Origin of the sequence: Streptomyces sp. SID13031 (genome assembly GCF_010548305.1) — a bacterium.
Classification (GTDB): domain Bacteria; phylum Actinomycetota; class Actinomycetes; order Propionibacteriales; family Kribbellaceae; genus Kribbella.
This window is the reverse complement of sequence record NZ_JAAGLV010000001.1, coordinates 417536-437305: the sequence shown is the minus strand read 5'-3', so window position 1 is coordinate 437305 and position 19770 is coordinate 417536. Positions and strand designations below refer to the sequence as shown.

At 68.0% G+C, this 19770-nt stretch carries 17 protein-coding genes and 3 pseudogenes; 8 read left to right on the top strand and 12 right to left on the bottom strand.

Going from position 1 to position 19770, the window contains the following annotated elements; translation table 11 throughout:
- Positions 1-65 precede the first annotated feature (65 nt).
- From xylA to G3I17_RS01955, 6 genes are read right to left on the bottom strand one after another with little or no spacing between them, the layout of a single operon-like run.
- Positions 66-1232, bottom strand: coding sequence for a xylose isomerase (gene xylA, locus G3I17_RS01980; RefSeq protein WP_164593305.1), 1167 nt, complete (start codon positions 1230-1232; stop codon positions 66-68).
- Positions 1229-2392 (bottom strand): Gfo/Idh/MocA family oxidoreductase, encoded by a 1164-nt coding sequence (locus G3I17_RS01975; protein ID WP_164593303.1) that lies wholly within the window; start codon positions 2390-2392, stop codon positions 1229-1231. The genes xylA and G3I17_RS01975 overlap by 4 nt, the downstream gene beginning before the upstream one ends.
- Positions 2393-2423: 31 nt before the next feature.
- The gene (locus tag G3I17_RS01970) at positions 2424-3473 is read right to left on the bottom strand and encodes a substrate-binding domain-containing protein (protein WP_164593301.1); all 1050 of its coding nucleotides are present in this window, start codon (positions 3471-3473) and stop codon (positions 2424-2426) included.
- A 48-nt stretch (positions 3474-3521) separates the two neighbouring features.
- The gene (locus tag G3I17_RS01965; protein ID WP_164593299.1) at positions 3522-4622 is read right to left on the bottom strand and encodes an ABC transporter permease; all 1101 of its coding nucleotides are present in this window, start codon (positions 4620-4622) and stop codon (positions 3522-3524) included.
- Positions 4622-6106: a sugar ABC transporter ATP-binding protein gene (locus G3I17_RS01960; protein WP_203589703.1), complete on the bottom strand. Its 1485-nt coding sequence runs from the start codon at positions 6104-6106 to the stop codon at positions 4622-4624. The genes G3I17_RS01965 and G3I17_RS01960 overlap by 1 nt, the downstream gene beginning before the upstream one ends.
- 41 nt (positions 6107-6147) lie before the next feature.
- Positions 6148-7431, bottom strand: a complete 1284-nt coding sequence (locus tag G3I17_RS01955; protein ID WP_203589607.1) for an ROK family transcriptional regulator — start codon at positions 7429-7431, stop codon at positions 6148-6150.
- A 268-nt stretch (positions 7432-7699) separates the two neighbouring features.
- On the opposite strand from G3I17_RS01955, the pseudogene G3I17_RS01950 reads away from it, so the two are divergent.
- A pseudogene (locus G3I17_RS01950) lies at positions 7700-8941 on the top strand (glycoside hydrolase family 71/99-like protein); the annotation flags it as partial.
- A gap of 304 nt (positions 8942-9245) precedes the next feature.
- On the opposite strand, the gene G3I17_RS01945 reads toward G3I17_RS01950, so the two are convergent.
- The 3 genes from G3I17_RS01945 to G3I17_RS01935 form a co-directional block, all read right to left on the bottom strand.
- Positions 9246-9920 carry a hypothetical protein gene (locus tag G3I17_RS01945; RefSeq protein ID WP_164593293.1) on the bottom strand — a complete coding sequence of 225 codons (675 nt, stop codon included), beginning with the start codon at positions 9918-9920 and terminating at the stop codon, positions 9246-9248.
- A 266-nt stretch (positions 9921-10186) separates the two neighbouring features.
- Positions 10187-11014, bottom strand: coding sequence for a dienelactone hydrolase family protein (locus G3I17_RS01940; protein WP_164593291.1), 828 nt, complete (start codon positions 11012-11014; stop codon positions 10187-10189).
- Between the two features lie 86 nt (positions 11015-11100).
- A complete protein-coding gene (locus G3I17_RS01935) occupies positions 11101-12465 on the bottom strand; it encodes an amidohydrolase (protein ID WP_239062148.1) in 1365 nt (454 codons plus the stop codon).
- 58 nt (positions 12466-12523) lie between these two features.
- On the opposite strand from G3I17_RS01935, the pseudogene G3I17_RS41955 reads away from it, so the two are divergent.
- The 3 genes and pseudogenes from G3I17_RS41955 to G3I17_RS01925 form a co-directional block, all read left to right on the top strand.
- A pseudogene (locus G3I17_RS41955) lies at positions 12524-12613 on the top strand (hypothetical protein); the annotation flags it as partial.
- Positions 12588-12821 (top strand): annotated as a pseudogene (locus G3I17_RS01930) (hypothetical protein); the annotation flags it as partial. The pseudogenes G3I17_RS41955 and G3I17_RS01930, both read left to right, overlap by 26 nt.
- An 86-nt stretch (positions 12822-12907) precedes the next feature.
- Positions 12908-13552, top strand: a complete 645-nt coding sequence (locus G3I17_RS01925; RefSeq protein ID WP_164593287.1) for an alpha-ketoglutarate-dependent dioxygenase AlkB — start codon at positions 12908-12910, stop codon at positions 13550-13552.
- Here G3I17_RS01925 and G3I17_RS01920 read toward each other — a convergent pair.
- A complete protein-coding gene (locus G3I17_RS01920; RefSeq protein WP_164593285.1) occupies positions 13549-13989 on the bottom strand; it encodes a hypothetical protein in 441 nt (146 codons plus the stop codon). The two genes, G3I17_RS01925 and G3I17_RS01920, sit on opposite strands and share 4 nt — an antisense overlap.
- Positions 13990-14454: 465 nt before the next feature.
- Here G3I17_RS01920 and G3I17_RS01915 point away from each other — a divergent pair, with 465 nt between their 5' ends.
- From G3I17_RS01915 to G3I17_RS01905, 3 genes are all read left to right on the top strand, one after another.
- On the top strand, positions 14455-15729 hold the full coding sequence (locus tag G3I17_RS01915) for an MFS transporter (protein WP_164593284.1): 1275 nt from the start codon (positions 14455-14457) through the stop codon (positions 15727-15729).
- The gene (locus G3I17_RS01910) at positions 15729-16367 is read left to right on the top strand and encodes a pyridoxamine 5'-phosphate oxidase family protein (RefSeq protein ID WP_164593282.1); all 639 of its coding nucleotides are present in this window, start codon (positions 15729-15731) and stop codon (positions 16365-16367) included. The genes G3I17_RS01915 and G3I17_RS01910 overlap by 1 nt, the downstream gene beginning before the upstream one ends.
- Before the next feature lie 81 nt (positions 16368-16448).
- On the top strand, positions 16449-17315 hold the full coding sequence (locus G3I17_RS01905; RefSeq protein WP_203589606.1) for a hypothetical protein: 867 nt from the start codon (positions 16449-16451) through the stop codon (positions 17313-17315).
- Here G3I17_RS01905 and G3I17_RS01900 read toward each other — a convergent pair.
- A complete protein-coding gene (locus tag G3I17_RS01900; RefSeq protein ID WP_164593280.1) occupies positions 17287-18498 on the bottom strand; it encodes an alpha-hydroxy acid oxidase in 1212 nt (403 codons plus the stop codon). The genes G3I17_RS01905 and G3I17_RS01900 overlap by 29 nt on opposite strands.
- Positions 18499-18579: 81 nt before the next feature.
- On the opposite strand from G3I17_RS01900, the gene G3I17_RS01895 reads away from it, so the two are divergent.
- Positions 18580-19269 carry an FCD domain-containing protein gene (locus G3I17_RS01895; protein ID WP_343238183.1) on the top strand — a complete coding sequence of 230 codons (690 nt, stop codon included), beginning with the start codon at positions 18580-18582 and terminating at the stop codon, positions 19267-19269.
- Here the strand turns inward: G3I17_RS01895 and G3I17_RS01890 are convergent.
- Complete coding sequence (locus G3I17_RS01890) at positions 19266-19733, bottom strand: DUF6069 family protein (RefSeq protein WP_164593277.1); 468 nt, start codon at positions 19731-19733, stop codon at positions 19266-19268. The two genes, G3I17_RS01895 and G3I17_RS01890, sit on opposite strands and share 4 nt — an antisense overlap.
- Between the last annotated feature and the right edge of the window lie 37 nt (positions 19734-19770).

Below are 19770 nucleotides of genomic sequence, written 5' to 3'. Positions count from 1 at the left end.
GCGCGCTCCATACGAGTTCCAGGGCGGGTCCCTGGATTTTTCGGCCCTGGTACTGCGAAGTTCAGCTACTGCTGGCGGACGCCGAGCAGATGGTCCATCGCGAGCTGGTCGAGCCGCTCGAACCCGAGGCCACGCTGAGCCAGCGCGTCGGGGTCATACGTTGCCTTGCGCAACTCGTCGAGCGTCTCGCCGGCGCCGAGCGTCGGCTGGGCGAGCTCGGCAATGCGGGCTGCCGCGACGGCTTCCTGTACTTCGGGGTCGGCGCGGAACGCCTGCACCTTCTCCCGCAGGATCAGGTAGTTGCGCATACAGCCGCGCGCGGTCTCCCAGACACCTTCGAGGTCCTCGGTGCGCGGCGGCTTGTAGTCGAAGTGCACGTAGCCGTCGTACCCCGGGCCGCCGGACGACCCCTGCAGCACATCGACCGTCCAGAACGCCTCGCGCAGGTTGCCGGCGCCGAAACGCAGGTCCTGGTCGAACCGCGGACCGTGCTGTCCGTTGAGGTCGATGTGGTAGAGCTTGCCGTGCCAGAGCGCCTGCGCGATGCCGTGCGCGTAGTTGAGCCCGGCCATCTGCTCGTGCCCCACCTCGGGGTTGATGCCGACCAGCTCGGGGTGCTCGAGATCGTTGATGAAGGCAATCGCATGCCCGATACTCGGCAGCAGGATGTCGCCGCGCGGCTCGTTCGGCTTCGGCTCGATCGCGAACCGCATGTCGTAGCCCTGCTCCTGGACGTACGTCGTCAGCAGGTCCATCGACTCCTTGTACCGGTCGAGGGCAGCATGCACATCCTTGGAGCCGCCCGACTCGGCGCCTTCGCGGCCACCCCACAGCACGTAGGTCTTCGCGCCCAGCTCGGCCGCGAGGTCCACGTTGCGGAGCACCTTGGCCAGCGCGTACCGGCGTACGTCGCGGTCGTTGGCGGTGAGTCCGCCGTCCTTGAAGACCGGGTGGCTGAACAGGTTCGTGGTCGCCATCTCGACGACCATGTCGTTGTCGGCCAGTGCCTTGCCGAAGCGCTCGAGCACCTGCTGACGGGTGCTGTCGTCGGGCACCAGGTCGTCGTCGTGGAAGGACACGGCGGCCGCGCCCAGCTCGGCGAGCTTCTCGACCGCGAGTACCGGGTCGAGCGGCGCGCGGACGGCGGTACCGAAGACGTCGACGCCTTCCCAGCCGACGGTCCAGAGCCCGAAGGAGAACTTGTCGTCCTTGGTCGGGGTATATGAGGTCATGAGGGGATCTCCTGCCATTGTCGGGAGGCCGAGCTGTCCTCGACCGCGGCCAGCACGCGCTGGACCTGCAGGCCGTCCGCGAACGAGGGCGCGGGGTCCGTGCCGTCGGCGATCGCGGTGATCAGATCGACCACTTGGTGGGTGAAGCCGTGCTCGTAGCCGAGCAGGTGACCCGGCGGCCACCAGGCCGCGACGTACGGGTGCACGGCCTCGGTGACGAGGATCCGGCGGAAGCCGGCCGTCTCGGCCGGCTCGGTCGCGTCGTAGAAGTGCAGTTCGTTCAGGTCCTCGAAGTCGAAGGCCAGACTGCCTTTGCTGCCGTTGATCTCGAGCCGGATCGCGTTCTTGCGACCGGTCGCGAACCTGGTCGCCTCGAAGACGCCGAGCGCGCCTTCCTTGAAGCGGGCCAGGAAGATGGCGGCGTCGTCGACCGTGACCGGACCGCGCTCGGTGCCTGCGCTCCCGGCCAGGCCGGCATGTTCTTGAGCGACCGGCCGTTCCTTGACGAAGGTCTCCAGCTGCCCGCTCACCTCGGTGATCCGGTCGCCGGTGATGTACTGCGTCAGGTCGACGATGTGCGCGCCGATGTCACCGAGCGCGCCCGAACCGGCCTTCTCCTTGTCGAGCCGCCACGACAGCGGCGCCTCGGGGTCGGCGATCCAGTCCTGCAGGTACTGCGCCCGGACGTGCCGGATGATGCCGATCTTGCCCTCGGCAACCAATTGCCGGGCCAGCCCGATGGCCGGCACGCGGCGGTAGGTGAACCCGACCATCGACCTGATCCCGTTGGCCGCCGCCACGGCCGCCGCGGCAGCCATCTGCTCGGCCTCCGCGACGGTGTTGGCCAGCGGCTTCTCACAGAGCACGTGCTTGCCCGCCTGCAGCGCGGCGATCGCGATCTCGGCGTGGCTGTCCCCCGGCGTACAGATGTCGATCAGCTGTACGTCGTCGCGGGTGAGCAGTTTGCGCCAGTCGGTCTCCGTCTGGCTCCAGCCGAGTTTGGCCGCAGCCTTGGTGACGGCTTCCGCGTTCCGGCCACAGACGACGGTCATGTCCGGCTGCAGTGGCAGGTCGAAGAAGCGCGGCGCGCTGCGCCAAGCCTGTGAGTGGGCGGCACCCATGAAGGCGTAACCGACCAGGCCGATGCCCAGGTTCGTCATTCTCGGTGTACTCCTGTCAGCTTTCGCTCTGTCAGCTTTCAAAGGCGGTCGGCAGGTACTGGTCGACGTTGTCCTTGGTGACGACCGGGGCGTACAGCTGGATCGTGCGCGGCACCTCGACCTCCACCAGGTCGCCGAGGGCCTTCTTCTGGACCAGCAGCCGGGCCAGCCGGACGCCGTCCGCACCCTGGGTGGACGGGTAGATGACAGTGGCCTTCACCAGCGTGTTGTCGGCCTTGATCTCGCGCATCACGTTCGCCGAACCGGCGCCACCGACGACGAAGAACTCCTTGCGGCCGGAGTTCTTGATCGCGGCCATCACGCCGACCCCCTGGTCGTCGTCGTGGTTCCAGATCGCGTCGATCTTCGGTGCCGCCTGCAACAGGTTGGCGGCTGCCTTCTCCCCGGACTCGACGGTGAACTCGGCCGCGACGCGGTTGCTCACCTTCACCCCACAGTCGGCCAGCGCCTCCTTGAAGCCGGTACTGCGCGCCTGGGTGAGCGGCAGCGAGTCGATGCCGGCGATCTCGGCGACGACGGCGTCCTTCTTGCCCTTGAGCTGCTGGCAGATATAGGTGCCGGCCGAGACGCCCATCCCCTTGTTGTCGCCGAGCACGGTGGTCCGGGCCGCGAAGGTGCTGCCGAACTCGCGGTCCACGTTCACCACGGTGATCCCGGCCTGCATCGCCTTGGTCGCCACCGCGGTCAGCGCGGCGCCGTCGAACGGCAGCAGCACGATCGCGTCGACCTTGTCGTTGATGAAGGTCTCGACCTGGCTGATCTGCAGGTTCACATCGTTGGTGCCTTCAGCAACGACCAGTTCGACGTCGGAATACTTCTTCGCCTCGGCCTGGGTGGCCTTGGTGATCGCACCCATCCAGCCGTGGTCGGCGGCCGGTGCGGAGAAGCCGATCTTGACCTTCTTGCCGGGCTCGTCGTTGCCCTTGGCGGCGACCTGCTGGGTGCCGGTGTCCGTGGTCTTCTCGGCCTCGGGGGTGTTGCCGGTGCAGGCGACCAACGCCATCGCGCTGAGCCCGACCAGACCGGTGGTGAGCAGTAGTCGGGCGGAACGTACAGACATCTTGTCCTCCAAAAGATGGTGCTTCAACAGGGGTTGTGGTGCTGACAGTTAGGGCGCGGTGGCGCGGGCGGCCAGGCGTTGCTGGAGGAGGACGGCGATCACGATGATCAGGCCCTTCGCCACCGACTGGGCGGAGATGCTCAGGTTGTTCAGGGTGAAGACGTTGTTCAGGGTGGTGAAGATCAGTACGCCGAACACGGTGCCGACGATCGTGCCGCGGCCACCGGACAGCAGCGTGCCGCCGATCACCACCGCCGCGATCGCGTCGAGTTCGTAGAGCTGACCATGGGTGGCGCTACCGGTCGTTGTCCGGGCCATCAGCATCACCGCGGCGATGCCACAGCACAGCCCGCCCAGGACGTACAGGGCGACGGTGTGCCGCTGGACCTTGATCCCGGCCAGCCGGGCCGCCTCGGCGTTGCCGCCGACCGCGAAGGTGCGACGGCCGAAGGTGGTCCGGTTGAGCAGCACCCAGCCGGCCGCGGCGACCAGCACGAACATCCAGACCAGCACCGGGACGCCGATCAGCGAACCGCCGAAGAAGTCGACGAACGAGTTCACGCTGATGATCTGGGTCTTGCGGTCGGACAGGATCTCGGCCAGCCCGCGCGCTCCGGCGAGCATCGCGAGGGTGGCTATGAACGGAACTATCTTGCCGTAGGCGACCAGTAACCCGTTGACCAGGCCACACGCCGCGCCGACCAGGAGGGCGGTGGTGACCATGAAGATCCAGTGGAAATCGGCGGCCATCTGCTGGGTCGCCAGTGTGGTGGCCCAGACGCTCGACAGTGCGACCAGCGCGCCGACGGACAGGTCGATGCCGCCACCGGTGATCACGAACGTCATCCCGATGCTGACCACGCCGATCACCGCGGCCAGCCGCAGGATCGTGAGCAGGTTGGCGGTACTCGCGAACCGGTCCCCCGCGGTCGCGACGCCGACGATGCAGAGCAGTACCAGCGCGATCACCAGCCCGACGTTGCGCCCGGCCCCGCTCTTGAGCAGGTTGCCGATCGTAGTACCGGCCGCTGCCGCTGCCCGGCCGTTGCGCGGCGCCGTCGGATCGACCTCGACCATCGCCTGAGTTATTGCGGGCTGGACCGGGTCGTCCTGCAAGGTTCCCTCCGGTCGTGCGACTTCCTCACTCATCACACGGCACTTCCTTCCATCACCAGATCGAGAACCTGGTGTTCGTCGATGTCCTGCGCGGGGCCCGTGTGCACGGCCCGCCCCTCCCGCATCACCACGACCCGGTCGGCCAGACCGAGCACTTCCTCGACCTCGCTGGAGACCAGCACGATCGCGACCCCGTTGGCGGCCAGTTTGCGAACGAGCGCGTAGATCTCGGAGCGCGCTCCCACGTCCACACCCCGGGTCGGCTCGTCCAGCAGCAGTACCCGGCAGTCCCTCATCAGCCAGCGGGCCAGGACGACCTTCTGCTGGTTGCCGCCCGACAGGTTGCGGACGGGATGGTCCACTCCGGCCGGACGAACGTCCAGCGCCTTGGTCAACTCCTCGGCGGCCTGCCGTTCGGCGTGGCTGTTGAGGAATCCGGCGCTGGCGAAGCGGCCCAGGCTCGACACGGTGATGTTCTTGAACACGGCCTCGTCCAGCAGCAGCGCCTGACTCTTGCGCTCCTCCGGCGCCAGGCCGACACCCGCCTTGACGGCTTGCTGGACCTGACCGGCCCTCAGTACCTTGCCGTCCACCCGGACAACCCCGGTCGCCGCCTTGCGCGCGCCGTACACGGTCTCCAGTACTTCGGAGCGGCCCGACCCGACGAGCCCGGCGAGGCCGAGGATCTCGCCGGCGCGGACCGAGAAGTGGATGTCGGCGAACTCTCTCGGCCGGGACAGGTTCTCCACCTCGAGAACGACCGGAGCGGTGTCCGCGAGCTCGGCGCGCGGCGGGAAGACATACTCGATCGAGCGGCCGGTCATCAGCCGGATCAGCTCGGAGGTCGGGGTCTCCCGGGCGTCCAGGCCGGTCGCGACGGTGGCGCCGTCCTTCAGCACGGTGACCCGATCGCCGATCTCGCGGATCTCCTCGAGCCGGTGCGAGATGTAGACGATCGCGACGCCCTGCGAGGTGAGGTCGCGGATCACCCGGAACAGGTTGTCGACCTCTTCGGAGTCGAGCACCGCGGACGGCTCGTCCATCACGATCAGCCGGGCCTGCCGGGAGAGCGCTCTTGCCATGCTGACCACCTGCTGACCGGCCGCCGACAGCAGGCCGACGGTACGGCCGGCCGGGATCTCGCCGTGGCCGAGACCTTGCAGCAGCTCGCGCGCTTTCGTGTTCGCCTCGTGCCGGCGGGTCAGCCCGAACCGGGCCGGTTCGTGGCCGAGGAAGATGTTCTCGGCAACGGTCAGGTCGGGGACGAGGTCGAGTTCCTGGTAGATGGCCGCGATGCCGAGCTGCATCGAGTCGGCCGGGGTGTTCAGCGAGACCAGGCTGCCGTTGACGTGGATCGTGCCGGCGTCGGGTTTGTGCGCACCGGTGAGAACGCGGATCAGGGTCGACTTGCCGGCGCCGTTCTGGCCGAGCAGGCAGTGCACCTCGCCGCGGCGGATGTCGAGGTCGACGCCGTCGAGCGCCCGGACACCGGGGAACTCTTTGACGATGCCGGTCATCCGGAGCAGATCGTCGCCGGCGGCGGGTACGTCGTACTCGGTCATTGCGCTACTCCTGCTGCGTCGCGACCGACGAGTGTCGGATCGAGGAAGACCTGGTCCAGCGAGATCTGCGCGCCGCCCCGGACAGCGGCGGTGAAGCCGAGCTCGGACTGGACGACCCGGCAGCCACCGCCGTCGGGCGCGATCACCCGCTCGGAGATCGCTCTCTCCAGCGGTTCTTTCAGCCACGGCCCGAGGACGGCGAAGTAACCGCCGAGCACGAGTACGTCCGGGTTCAGGATGTTCACCAAGATCGCTCCACCGACTCCCAGCCAGGTACCGACCTCTGCCAACGCGTTCAGCGTCCTGGTGCTCCCGGCCTCGGCCCGCCGGGTGATCTCGGCCAGCCGCTGCTCGACGTCGAGCGACGGGTCGCGGACCGGGTCGTCAGAATCAGTTGCCTTGTTCAACAAAGCGGTCAGGCCGACGACCGTCTCCCAGCAACCCGTCCGGCCACAGCCACAGGTCCCACCGGCGGGAGCGACCGGCATGTGCCCGACCTCGCCGCTGAACCCGCGCCCGCCGCGGAGCAGATGCCCGCCGGTGACCATGCCGCCACCGACGCCCACAGCACCGGTCAGCAACACGATGTCCTGCACCTGGTCGGCGTCCGGCTCCGTGGCCGCCTTCATCTCCGAGTACGCCGCCAGCGCGGCGAGGTTGGCCTCGTTGTCCACCCGCACCGGGTACGCCGGGCTGCCGAGGCGCTCGCGCATCTCGTCGACCACGGGAACCTCTGCCCAGCCCAGGTTCGGGGCGAGCTTGAGCAGACCCGTCGCGCTCTGGACGAGACCGGGCACGGCCAGGGTGACGCCGGCGATCTGGCCACCCCGGGCCACGACTGCTGCCACCGATTCGCGGATCAGCTCGGCGAGCTGGTCCAGCGTCGTACCGGGGTCGAGGTGGGCGACGTCGAGCGGGACGCGGCGTTCGGTGACGGCGTCGCCGCTCAGGTCGAGGGCAGTGACGGCGAGGTAGTCGACGTTGATCTCGGCGCCGACTCCGCAGACGCCGCTGCCGTCGAGTTCGACGAGCTGGCCCGGGCGGCCGAGTGCGCCGGCCTCGGCCTGGCCTTCGCGGAGCAGGCCGCGGTCGACGAGCTCGGCGACCAGGCTGCTCACGGTGGCCTTGTTGAGACCCGTGTCGGCGGCGATCCGGGCGCGAGAGCGCGATCCCGCTTCGCGGACGTGCCGCAGGACGACGGACAGGTTGTTCCGCCGGAGCGAGACGTGATCGGCAGCGACCACGCCGCTGCCTGGTCGGCTGCTTTCGGACAGCGTCATGAGCCCCACCCCTTCTCCCCCGACAGGAGAAACCGCGGCAGTTGTGACGCCGCTCACAGACTTTGTCTGTTGAGCCAACAAACTAAGTACGGGGGCTCTGCGCGTCAAGATGTTGCGGCGAAGTTTCTGCAGGAAGTCCGGGAAGTGTCCGTCGCAGATTTGCAAGTTCTGATTCAAATCTTGCATCGGGCCTTGCGCACCGCAGCGCCCGTTTGTACGCTCGCGCCACTCTCCGCAGTCCTGTCCGCCCCCCTTCAGGAGTCTGCAAATGTCTCTGACACGTCGTACCTTCCTGGCCGCTTCCACGGCCACCGCCGCAGCCGCCGGGACCACTATCGGCACCGCTCTGCCCAGTTCCGCGACCACCGCCACGCCGGTCGCCAGCCCGCCTGGTGACGTGGTCGGCAAGGTCACCGTCGGCTACCAGGGCTGGTTCGCCTGCCCCGGCGACGGTTCCCCGATCAACAGGTGGTGGCACTGGAGCAGGGACAGCAGCCAGCCGCCGTCGCCCAGCAACACCACCATCGCCAGCTGGCCGGAGATGAGTGAATACACGACCAGCTTCCAGACGGCGTACGCGAACCTCGGCAACGGTCAGCCGGCCAAGCTGTTCTCGTCGTACACCCAGCAGACCGTCAACACCCACTTCCTCTGGATGCAGCAGCACGGTTGCGACACCGCTGCGCTGCAACGGTTCAACCCGACCGGCGACGAAGGCCCGACCAGGGACGCGATGGCCGCCAAGGTCCGCCAGGCCGCCGAGCAGTACGGGCGGAAGTTCTACATCATGTACGACGCCACCGCCTGGACGAACATGCAGCCGGAGATGAAGGCCGACTGGACCAACAAGATGAAGGCGTACACCAGCTCATCGGCGTACGCGAAACAGAACGGCAAGCCGGTCGTCTGCATCTGGGGCTTCGGCTTCAACGAGGCCAACAAGGCCTTCCCTGCTTCGGCCTGTCTCGACGTCATCAACTGGTTCAAGGGCCAGGGCTGCTACGTGATCGGCGGCGTGCCGACGCACTGGCTACCGGGCAACGAGGACTCGCGCGCCGGCTATCTCGACGTCTACCACGCATTCAACATGATCTCGCCCTGGATGGTCGGGCGGATCTCGGACGTCGCCGGCGCGGATCACTACTACAACAACGTGAACCAGCAGGACCAGGCCGACTGCAACGCGCACGGAATCGACTATCAGCCGTGCGTGATCCCGGGCGATCTGCAGTCCGGACACCGCCGTCACGGCGACCTGATGTGGCGGCAGTTCTACAACCTGACGCGGGTCGGCGTGCAGGGCTACTACATCTCGATGTTCGACGAGTACAACGAGGGCAACCAGATCGCCAAGACGGCGGAGACCTCGGCCTGGATCCCCACCGGGTCAGGGATTCGCGCGCTGAACGAGGATGGCACAGCGTGCTCCGCGGACTACTACCTGCGGCTCACCAACGACGGCGGGCGGATGCTCAAGGGACAGATCCCGCTGACCGCGACCCGGCCGACCCAGCCGGTGCCCAGCCAGGGCACGGGTGGCGTGATCTTCTACCAGCACATCGACTACGGCGGCGCGGCCGGCCAGACGCTTGCCAAGGGCAACTACACCCGCGCGCAGCTGGTGGCGGCGGGCGTCCAGGACAACTGGGCGTCGTCGGTGAAGATCCCGGCCGGCTGGTCGGTCACCATCTACTCCGAGGACAACTTCACCGGACAGACCTGGACGCGGACCGCGGACACGGCCAACTTCGTGATCCTGTCCCCGAACGCCAACGACCAGTTGACGTCCTGCCGGATCCAGTGAGTCCGTTGCCCTAAAGGAGTTCGAGGCTGTCGGTGGCGAGCATGATGACCGCGCCATCCAGATGCAGACGGCAAGCAATGGCGTGGCCGGCGCAGGTGAGAAGGGCAGGGCCGGCCACGTCGACCACCCGGTAGGCGACCGGCTGGGTGCAGCGGTCGACGACTGCCTGCTGTTCGCGGTAGCAGCCGAGGACGTGACAGGTGACGACCTCGCCGACGGCCATCAGGGTCAGGCCGTGGTCCTCGCACATCCCCCAGGTGACGCCACACGTCTCACCCTCGGTCGCGGCCAGCCGGATCAGGTTGCCTGCGGTGGTTTCCAGCTCGCTGGCGACGGCACGGAAGGTGTCGGCCGCCTGATCGAGATCGCGGCGGAGCTGGCGCGACGCGACCGACTCCGGCAGGCCGCGCGTTGCCGCGATCAGGCCTTCGGACAGGGCGATCGCGGCCAGGGCGATCTCGTCGACCTTGACCGGCGTGCCGAAGCCCGACGTACGGGGCGGCTCGGGGCTCGGTACAGCCTGTGGCGCCGGGTCGCCGGCGTTGGGCGCGTTGGGTGCGGTGCCGTTGGGTCGCTGGCCGTTCTGGACGGTCAGTGGTGCACGGCCGTTCTGAGCGGTACGTACTGGTCCGTCAGCCACCATGTCATTCGCACTCCGGTCACTCGCCCGCTTGGCCTTCGCCATTCGTTCGCCCCCTGATGATGTGTCTCCCCCGGTGGCCGATCGTGCCATGCCGGAAGGGGCTGCGGCCAGAGCAGATCACCGAGCATCACGCACGGCTGAACACGCCTTGCGCACAGCAACGATTCGACCCCTCCGGGTACCGGAATCCCACCCCCAGCCCACCGCGAACTTCAACTTCCCTTGCAGTCTGCGTTGTCACCCTTCCCGCACGGGTGGCGGCTAATCACATCGGGCGAATTCCACACACTCCCTTAACACTTCCGGTACTACGGGTGACCTCCCGCCTCCGTCGCGTCGAGGTGCTCGTGCAGGAAGGTGACTGTGCGCGTTCGGGCATCGAGCGCGAGGTTGCCCGGGGTATCGCGGACCTCGCCGGTGAGGACGCTGTGGGCGCCCTTGGCGAAACCTCCGGGGTTGCCCGGGCCGGAATCGAGTTCGATCACCTCGAAGGCTTCACCGAGGTGCTCGCGGAGAGTCGCGAAGCGCTCTCCCGGTGCTGCCCGGTCGCCGCTGAAGCGCAGGCCGAGCGCACACAGTCCGTCGGTGCGGGTTCGCTCGACCACCTGCTCCAACTCCTCCTGCGACAGGCCGGGATCACGCCGTCTGCTGGCAGAGACCGGGAACGGCGTGGCCGGCTGACTCAGGACCGGTGCCAGCACGCTCGACTCCACGGCGGTGGCCAGCGCGAATCCGCCGGTGAAGCACATCCCGATGACACCGACGCCGCGACCCGGCGTACGGGCTGCGAGGTCGGCGGCGACTGCTCGCAGGTACGCCGTGATCGGGCGCTTGGCATCCAGCGCGAAGGCACGGAACTCCGCCGATACACACAGCCGGGCGACGACGCCGAGCACATAGCCGATCGACTCCGGCTTGCCCGGCTTGCCGAAGGGCGACGGGATCACGACGGTGAACCCCTCGTCGACCAGGTGATCCGCGAGCCCGAGCACCTGCGGCGTGATGCCGGGGATCTCTGGAATCAGGACGACTCCCGGGCCTTCGCCCTTCTCGTAGCAGTCGTAGGTGAGTCCGGCACCGGTGAACGGCGCCTTGGTCCAGCCGGCCAGGGTGGACGTCGGAGCAGAGTCAGTCATCCGCGGGATCTCCTCGGGAGTCGGGCTTCCAGCCTAGAACCCCAGAGAGCGCTCCCCCGACGACGCGCTGTGCTTCAGTCGGCTGATCACGGCGCGTAGTGCTGGACCGCTCCACCCTGTGACAGATCGACCAGCGTGTGCGCCACCGCCTTCGCATCCTTCAAGATCTCACCGAGATCCGCTGTCAGCAGGCGGCGGTCGCGGACGACTATGTTGCCGTCGACAACTACTGTCACGACGTCCGAGGCGCGGACCGAGTAGACGAGGGCGGCTCGGGGGTCGTGGAGGGGTTGGCAGTGGGGGGCGGAGAGGTCGATGAGGGCGATGTCGGCGCGGCGGCCTGGTTCGAGTGCGCCGATGTCGTGCGGCAGGCCGGCCGCTGCTGCGCCGCCTCGGGTGGCTAGGCGGAGGGTGTCCGAGATGGTCATCCATTCGGCGGTCTGCTCGCGTTGTTTCTGCGTCAACGCCAATAGACGCAGGGATTCCCAGACGTCGAGGGTGTTGTGGACGGCCGCTCCATCGGTGCCGACGCCGACGGTGACTCCGGCCGACCACAGTTGTCTGACGGGAGTGGTCGAGCCCATCGCGAGCTTCAGGTAGGCCTTCGGGCACGCGGCGACCGACGTACGGGCTGCGTGGGTCGCCAGGATGGCCAGGTCCGATTCTGTGATGCCGCAGCCGTGGGCGATCAGGGCTCCTGCTTCGAGTACGCCGGTGCGCTCGAGCACCTCGATCGGGGTTGCGCCGAGGCGGTCCTTGGAGGATTGGGTCTGGTCGGCGGTTTCCGCGGCGTGCAGGTGGATGCGGAATCCCTCGGCGCGCGCGACTTCCGCAGTACGGCGCAGGTCTTCCTCTGTCACCGTGTACGTCGCATGCGGTCCGAGGCTTGCGGTGACGCGTGGCGGTCCGGAGGTCGCGTTCTCCCCGAGGGCGCGAATCTCCCGCGCTGCCTCGAACGCCGCATCGCGACCGTCGGTGCCGGTGGACGAGAAGAAGGTGGGCGCCAGATCGGCACGGATCCCGAGCTCAAGTGCAGCTGCGGCGATCTGGTCGGCGTGGAAGTAGTGATCGACGAAGGTGGTCACGCCCGCCAGCAACATCTCCGCACACGCCAACCGGGCCCCCACCTTGACCCGCTCGGCCGTCAGATTCAGCTCCATCGGCCAGATCTTGCGATTGAACCAGTCATCGATCGAGACATCCTCGGCCGCACCCCGCATCATCACCATCGGACTGTGCGTATGCGCATTGACCAGCCCCGGCACGGCGATCAACCCGGTGGCATCGAGCTCCTCGATCCCGGCGCCGGCCTGGAACGCCCCGGCCGGCATCACCTCATCGATCACACCGTCCTCGATCACGATGTCCTGATACTCATCAACCCGGCACTCCCCCACTGCCGGCACCACGAGCACCGAACAGTTCCGGATCACCAACCGCGCCATCGCCATGTCCGCCACCTGACGATCATCTCCCGCGCGGGTAGAACCAGCTTCTGGGGATGGTCTTCTGGCAACTCACCATCGACGCGAACGACCCGGAGCAGCTGGCACGCTTCTGGCAGCAGGCCTCGGTCCGGCGATCTGGTTCCAGCAGGTACCGGAGGGCAAGGCCGGCAAGAACCGCCTCCACCTCGACCTCTACCCGACGGCCCGCGACAACTCCCCTGACCCAGGAGCGCCGGATCGAACTGGTCGACACCAAAGCCGCCGAACTCATAGCCCTGGGCGCGGTCATCAAACACCGCACCCCCCGAGTACTACCTGGTCCTCCAAGACCCGAAGGCAACGAGTTCTGCGTGAGCTGACCATCCTGACCCCGCCGGTTGGCCGCCCTCTCCCAACTGGCCGGACCGATGGGAACACTTGTTCGAATGTCGGGTATGGTGTTGGTATGGGTGCTGACCTTCAGGCTTCCTTGCTGGATGCGTTCGAGGATCCTGCGTTGGGATCGTTGGACGGGATTCGGCGGACGGAGCTGAGCCAGGGCGCGTGGATCGACGTGCTGCCGCGGTGGTTGACCGGGGCGGATCAGGTGTACGAGCGACTCGCCGTCGACGTGCCGTGGCGCGACGAGCGGCGGCAGATGTACGACCGGGTGGTCGACGTGCCTCGGCTGCTGTGCTTCTACGGCGAGAGCGAGGATCTGCCGGTACCGATTCTCGACGAGGCCCGCGACCGCCTCAGTGAGCACTATGCCGATGAGCTCGGTGAGCCGTTCCGGACGGCCGGCCTGTGTTTCTACCGGGACGGGCGCGACAGCGTCGCCTGGCACGGGGACAAGATCGGTCGCGGGAGCCGGGAGGACACGATGGTGGCGATCCTGTCGGTCGGTGAGCCACGGGTTCTCGCGTTGCGGCCGAAACCGGGTGGCACCAGCGGACCGGTCGGCTCGGCCATCCGCTACCCGCTCGGCCACGGCGACCTCATCGTGATGGGCGGCAGTTGCCAACGCACCTGGGAGCACGCTATTCCGAAGTCGTCCGGGCACATCGGCCCCCGCATCAGCATCCAGTTCCGCCCAAGGGGCGTGCGCTAGGCGGGTGTGAGGGTCGGGCTGGCAGACAGGGGTGGGGCGTAGAGGTGGCCCGGGGTCGCTATGTAAAAGCCCAGGAGGCGGATCGAGGCGGATTGGCAGGTCTGGATTGCCGTTTGATTCCAGGCGTGGTCCGAGCTCGGGTCGGGCGTGGGTCGCCCCAGGGCGAGGATTAGCGCGCCGTCGGAGCGGATTCGCAGGGCGGGGATCAGTGGGGCGAGCGCCTTTGCGCAGGCCTTGGGTGAGATGAACGGGGCGTTCTCCGGCAGGTCCAGGTGGATGGCTGCCAGGAAACGGGCCTCGGCGTTGCAGAGCAACGCGGACAGGACGCCTCGGCGGCGGTCGCCTTGGGAGACGAAGAGGTCGACGACGTCGGCGGCCAGGGCGGGATCGGTGAGCGGAAGGTCGGGCCAGTTCGCGGGGAGGTCGGTGAAGGTCATACCAAGAATGTGCCGTCGTTTCCGGCCAGATCCGCAGTTGTCCACAGACCAATCCCGACCAGCTCAGCCGTCCTCGCAACCGGCTTCCACCCCGGCCACCTCGCGGTCCACCCGAGCACCTCAGCCACCGCCAAACTCACCCAAAAGCACCCAGCCCCACACCGCCAACCCCGACCTTGTGCACCACGTGAGCGTTCTGTCGGGTGGCAGATGCTCAGCTGGTGCACAAAGTCGCGGGAGTGGCGACGGGCGCCGGCCGGTTGGCCGGGGGCGGAGGGGAAGGAAGGCGCGGCCGGGGTGGAGGTGGATGTCCTGGTTGATCCAGCTGATCACCGAACATAGAGGCACTCCTGGGCAGCCGCGCTCTGAGGTGAATTGGCCCATCGGATCGCCCGGTAAGTGGATCTGACTTGTGGGCCGCTGGGCTTCTAGGCTCTAGGTATCGAGAGCCGAGGGAGACCTGAGATGACCACCACCACCCGCAGCACCAAGGCCTGTTCGTTGTTGCCGCCGGCCGGAGCCGCTCGTAATCTCGCGTTCGCGCAGCTCGCGAACTCGGTGGGTGACGGCGCCTTCATCGTCACCTCCGCGCTCTTCTTCACCCGCGTCGTCGGCCTCTCCACGGCGCAGGTTGGGCTCGGCCTCACCATCGCCTGGCTGGTGGGCTTCCTGACCGGCGTACCGCTCGGCAACCTCGCCGATCGCAAAGGCCCTCGCGGCATCGCGATCCTGCTGGCCCTGTCCACCGCGGTCTCGGTCGGATCGTTCCTCTTCGTTCGCAGCTTCCCGCTCTTCCTGATCGCGGCTATCGCGTACGCGAGCAGCCAGACCGGGCTGACCGCAGCCCGGCAGGCCCTGCTGGCCGGCTTGGTCCAGCCGGCTGAGCGCACCCGCATCCGCGCCTTCCTGCAGGCGACGGTCAACGCAGGTCTGGCCGTGGGCGCCACGATGGGCGGCGTGGCATTGCGGTTCGACACCGCACCGGCGTACCTGACGGTCTTCGCCATCGACGCCGCGAGCTTCCTGATCGCCGCAGTGCTCATCCACCGGGTCCCCGCCGTCAAGGCAGTGACGCTCCGCGTCGCCGGTGAGCCCCGCCTGGCCGTGCTACACGATCGCCCGTACGCCCTGCTGGCGCTGCTGAACGCAGTGATGCTGATGTTCATGCCGCTGCTCAGCCTGGTCGCCCCGCTGTGGATCGTCGAGCGCACCAACGCCCCTGGCTGGGTCGTCGCCTCGCTGCTGATCATCAACACCCTCGGCGTCACCTTCTTCCAGGTGCGGATCGCCCGGAGCGTCACCAGCCTCCGTACTGCGGCCCGCTCGGTCCGCTTCGCAGGAGTCGCCATGCTGGCCGCCTGCGCGGTCTTCGCCCTCTCCGCGATCGGTATGGCCCCCGCCGGCGCAGCCGCAGTACTAGCTGTCGCTGCTGCTCTACTGACCCTGGGCGAGATGAAGCTGGCGTCCGGTGCGTGGGAGATCAGCTTCGGGCTGGCCCCTGCAGACAAGCAGGGGCAGTACCAGGGCTTCTTCGGAACCGGCCCCGCAGTGGCCCGCATGCTCGGCCCCGTACTGCTCACCACGCTGGTCCTGGGATGGGGTCCGATCGGGTGGCTGGTGGTCGGTGCACTGTTCCTTGGGACCAGTGTGGCAACTGGTCCCGCCGTACGATGGGCAGCACGGACGCGGTCCGCCGGCCAGGTGACCGAGCCGTCGCTGCCAGAGGAGTGCGCCGCCTGATGGATATCGCCGGGATGGTCGAGATCACCTCGTCCGACGAACTGCGCGAGCTGGTCCCCGCACCTTTGCAGGCGACTGCCGACAAGGTCCGCAAGGAGCTCCACGAGCTCGACAAGCAGTGGCTGGCCGAGTCGCCGTTCTGCCTGATCGCGACCGCCGCCGCCGACGGCAGCTGCGACGTCTCCCCCAAGGGCGACCCGGCCGGCTTCACCAAGGTGCTGGACGACTGCACGATCGCGATCCCGGAGCGGGCCGGGAACCGGCGGATCGACGGCTTCCTCAACATCGTCACCAACCCGCACGTCGGCCTGATCTTCCTGATCCCGGGTCGCGGCGAGACGCTCCGGATCAACGGCCGCGCGCGGATCATCAAGGACGCGCCGTTCTTCGACGACATGATCGTGAAGGGCAACCGGCCACAGCTGGCCCTGCTGGTCGAGATCGAGGAGATCTTCCACCACTGCTCGAAGGCGTTCCTGCGCTCGAAGATCTGGAAGCCCGAGACCTGGAACCCCGATGCCGTCCCGAGCCGCGCCGAGATCGCCAAGGCGACCGACCGCAAGGACGCCGACCTGGCCGAGCTGAAGGAGTACTACGGCCCGACCTACGAAGAGGGCATCTACAACGTCAAGTACTGACGCCTGTACTGCGGACGGCGCAGTGCGAAGTACTCCGTGGCGACGATGACACCGGGTGAGCCGGGCCTCTACGGTTCGAGGGTGAGTGCTACTGAGCCGATGCCCGGTTCCCGCGTGAGGCGGGTGGCGCTGCCTGCGATCGTCACGGTCGTCGCGGTGATCGGTTCGTTCGGTGCGTCCAACAACCAGGAGGGTCGGCGCACGGGCGACTGGTTCATGGTGGTGCTCGTCCTGCTCGGCTCGGTGGCGCTCTACTGGCTCCGCAGCCAGCCGGTGCTGGTGCTGTGGGCAACGATCGTCTCGACGCTCGTGTACATGCTGATGCAGTACGGGTACGGCCCGGTCATCTTCAGCTTCGTCATCGCCGTCTTCACCGTGATCCGGACCGGCCACCGGCTAGCCGGCTGGAGCGGCATCGTCGCCCTGTACGCCGGGCACGTGCTCGGCCGGGTCGTGCTCGGCATCAACGAGCAGGGCGTCTACCAGGTGCTCCTGGTTGGTGCGTGCTTCGTAGTACTGGGGTTCATTGCGGAGCTGTTCCGTGGCCATCGTGAGCGCGTGATGGCGGCCAGCAAGACCCGGCGCGAGGCAGAGCTGCGGCAGGCCGGCAAGGAAGCACTTGTCGAGCTGCGGTCGATAGTCGGAGTACTACGGCAGTCGGACGAGTCAGCGCCACGCCAGCCGGTCGCCGGGTTGGACAGACTCGATCACCTGATCAGCCGGACGTCCATGGCCGGGCTGGAAGTACACGCGATCGTCCACGGGGACCCGCGGCCGACCAGCCTGGATCGGGCGGCCTTTCCGCATCGTCGGCATGCGCGAGCGAGTCACCGCCCTCGGCGGCACCCTGACCGCCAGCCGTACTCCGACTGGCGGTCTCAGGATCGTCGCCAACCTGCCGATCTGACTTGCAGAGGCGTCAGGGCAGGCGGACGTGGCCGGGGTTGAGGTCGGCGACCTTGTCCACGCCGAGCAGGGCCATCGTTCGGCGGACCTCGGTGGTGAGGATCTGGGCCGCTCGGGCCACTCCGCGTTCGCCGCCGGCCATCAGGCCGTAGAGGTACGCGCGGCCGACCAGGCAGGCGTCGGCGCCGAGGGCCAGGGCGGCGACGATGTCGGCACCGCTCATGATTCCGGTGTCCAGGTAGATCTCGGCGTCAGCACCGATGGCTTTGCGGACGTCCGGGAGGATGCGCAGCGGTGTGGGTGCGCGGTCCAGTTGGCGGCCGCCGTGGTTGGACAGGACGATCGCGTCGGCGCCGGCATCGACGACCCGGCGAGCGTCCTCGACGGTCTGGATGCCCTTGATGATGAGCGGGCCGTCCCAGATCGAGCGCAGCCAGTTGAGATCCTCGATGGTCATCGTCGGGTCGAACAGCTGGTTCAGCAGGTCGGCGACGGTGCCGCCCCAGCTCGACAGCGACGCGAAGGTCAGCGGGCGGGTGGTCAGCAGGTTGGCCCACCAGGCCGGGTGCATCGAGGCGTCCAGGACCGTCTTGACCGTCAGCGACGGCGGGATGGTGAAGCCGTTGCGCACGTCGCGGAGGCGGGCGCCGGCGACCGGTACGTCGACGGTCAGCATCAGGGCCTCGTACCCGGCGGCGGCTGACCGCTTCACGAGATCCTCGCCGGCCGCCCGGTCGTTCCACACGTAGAGCTGGAACCACTTGCGCGCGTCCGGAGCGGCGAGGGCGACGTCCTCGATCGAGGTCGTGCCCATCGTGGAGAGCGCGTACGGGATACCGATGTCCTGCGCGACCTTGACCACCGCGCTCTCGCCCTCGTGGTTCATCATCCGGGTGAAGCCCGTCGGCGCGAAGGCGAACGGCAACTCCGAGCGCCGGCCGAGGATCGACGTACCGAGGTCGATATCGGAGACGTTGCGCAGGATCGAGGGCTGCAGCTCCATCTCGGAGAACAGCCGGCGGGCGCGGGCCAGGCTGATCTCGGACTCCGCGGCGCCGTCGGTGTAGTCGAAGACCGAGCGCGGCGTCCGGCGCTTGGCTACCGCGCGCAGGTCGGCGATCGTGAGCGCCTTCTCCAGCCGGCGGTCGGTCGCGTTCAGCGTGACCGGCTTGGCCCGCAGCAGCGGCTTGAGCTCGGACCAGCGGGGTATCTGGCGATCGGTCATCGGGGCTTCCCTCGGCAGGTGAACTGTGTGGTCGGACCACAGCATAGTCTGTGGTCCGACCACAGGGCTACACTCACGCCTGTGAAGAACTACGAGCTGGTGCTGAGCCGGGTCGAAGCCGATCTCGCCGCCGGGCGTCTGCGACTCGGCGAGCGGCTTCCGGGAGAGCGCTCACTGGCGGAGCAGCTCGGGATCAGCCGGCCGTCGGTGCGGGAGGCGGTCCGGGTGCTCGAGGCGATGGGGGTCGTCCGGACGGCGACCGGGTCCGGACCCGAGGCCGGCGCGGTGATCGTTGCGGAGCCGGCGTCGCCGTTGACCGCGTTGCTGCGGCTGCACCTCGCGACCAATCACCTGCCGATGGGCGACATCGTGCAGACGCGTGTCCTGCTGGAATCGTGGACGGCTCGCGAGGCGGCTCATCATGCGGGCGTCGGGGATCTGGTCGCTGCCGAGGAGTTGCTGGATCGGATGGACGACGCGGGGCTGACGCCGGAGGAGTTCCATCTGCTGGATGCGGAGTTCCACGTCGCGTTGTCGGCGCTGGCGGGCAATGTGCTGATCGCGGCGGTGATGTCGTCGTTGCGTACTGCGATTCACGGGTACGTGCTGGCCGCAGTACCGAATCTGGCGGACTGGGATGCGACGGCGATCGGGTTGCGGGCCGAGCACCGGTCGATCGTGGCGGCGATCCGGGCCGGGCGGGGAGAGGAAGCCGCGGCGCTGATCACGGCGCATATCGAGGGCTTCTATCGGGCGACTCAACTGCGTTAACGGTCTGCGCGCCGGCCCCAAAAGGCGGGTCTGCGGCGGTCTGCGGCGGAGAGCGCTGTGCGGCGGAGGCCGAGGATCACCACGCTACCTACGAGCAGGTGCAGGGACGCAAGGCCCAGTTTTGCGCCGATGCCGATGCCGCTGGTGAGCGGGCCGCCGAGGGAGAGGATGCAGGCGATCAGCGCGACGCTCGTCCAGGTCTCGCGGGCGGCGAGCGTCCTGCGTTCCAGGAGGGCGAGCAGGCCCCAGCCGGCGAAGGCCATCGCCACCGAGGCGACGAACACCGACACGGCGCCGATCCGGACAACTGAGCCTTGTTTCGCCTCCAGGGTGATGCCGAACACCTGGGCGAGCATGGCCCACCAGGCCAGGGCCTCGAGGGCGGTGATACCGACGATTGCCAGCCTGCTGCGGCCGGCGACGCGGATGGGATTGTGGGCGGTGGTACTCGATGTCCTGGTCATGGGGCAAGAATCAGAGAGAGCGCGCTCTGTCCGCATC

Coding starts and splice junctions, on each gene's coding strand:
- xylA (WP_164593305.1), bottom strand. CDS start 1,232: ATGACCTCATATACCCCGACCAAGGACGACAAGTTCTCCTTCGGGCTC.
- G3I17_RS01975 (WP_164593303.1), bottom strand. CDS start 2,392: ATGACGAACCTGGGCATCGGCCTGGTCGGTTACGCCTTCATGGGTGCC.
- G3I17_RS01970 (WP_164593301.1), bottom strand. CDS start 3,473: ATGTCTGTACGTTCCGCCCGACTACTGCTCACCACCGGTCTGGTCGGG.
- G3I17_RS01965 (WP_164593299.1), bottom strand. CDS start 4,622: ATGAGTGAGGAAGTCGCACGACCGGAGGGAACCTTGCAGGACGACCCG.
- G3I17_RS01960 (WP_203589703.1), bottom strand. CDS start 6,106: ATGACCGGCATCGTCAAAGAGTTCCCCGGTGTCCGGGCGCTCGACGGC.
- G3I17_RS01955 (WP_203589607.1), bottom strand. CDS start 7,431: ATGACGCTGTCCGAAAGCAGCCGACCAGGCAGCGGCGTGGTCGCTGCC.
- G3I17_RS01945 (WP_164593293.1), bottom strand. CDS start 9,920: ATGGCGAAGGCCAAGCGGGCGAGTGACCGGAGTGCGAATGACATGGTG.
- G3I17_RS01940 (WP_164593291.1), bottom strand. CDS start 11,014: ATGACTGACTCTGCTCCGACGTCCACCCTGGCCGGCTGGACCAAGGCG.
- G3I17_RS01935 (WP_239062148.1), bottom strand. CDS start 12,465: ATGGCGATGGCGCGGTTGGTGATCCGGAACTGTTCGGTGCTCGTGGTG.
- G3I17_RS01925 (WP_164593287.1), top strand. CDS start 12,908: ATGGGTGCTGACCTTCAGGCTTCCTTGCTGGATGCGTTCGAGGATCCT.
- G3I17_RS01920 (WP_164593285.1), bottom strand. CDS start 13,989: ATGACCTTCACCGACCTCCCCGCGAACTGGCCCGACCTTCCGCTCACC.
- G3I17_RS01915 (WP_164593284.1), top strand. CDS start 14,455: ATGACCACCACCACCCGCAGCACCAAGGCCTGTTCGTTGTTGCCGCCG.
- G3I17_RS01910 (WP_164593282.1), top strand. CDS start 15,729: ATGGATATCGCCGGGATGGTCGAGATCACCTCGTCCGACGAACTGCGC.
- G3I17_RS01900 (WP_164593280.1), bottom strand. CDS start 18,498: ATGACCGATCGCCAGATACCCCGCTGGTCCGAGCTCAAGCCGCTGCTG.
- G3I17_RS01890 (WP_164593277.1), bottom strand. CDS start 19,733: ATGACCAGGACATCGAGTACCACCGCCCACAATCCCATCCGCGTCGCC.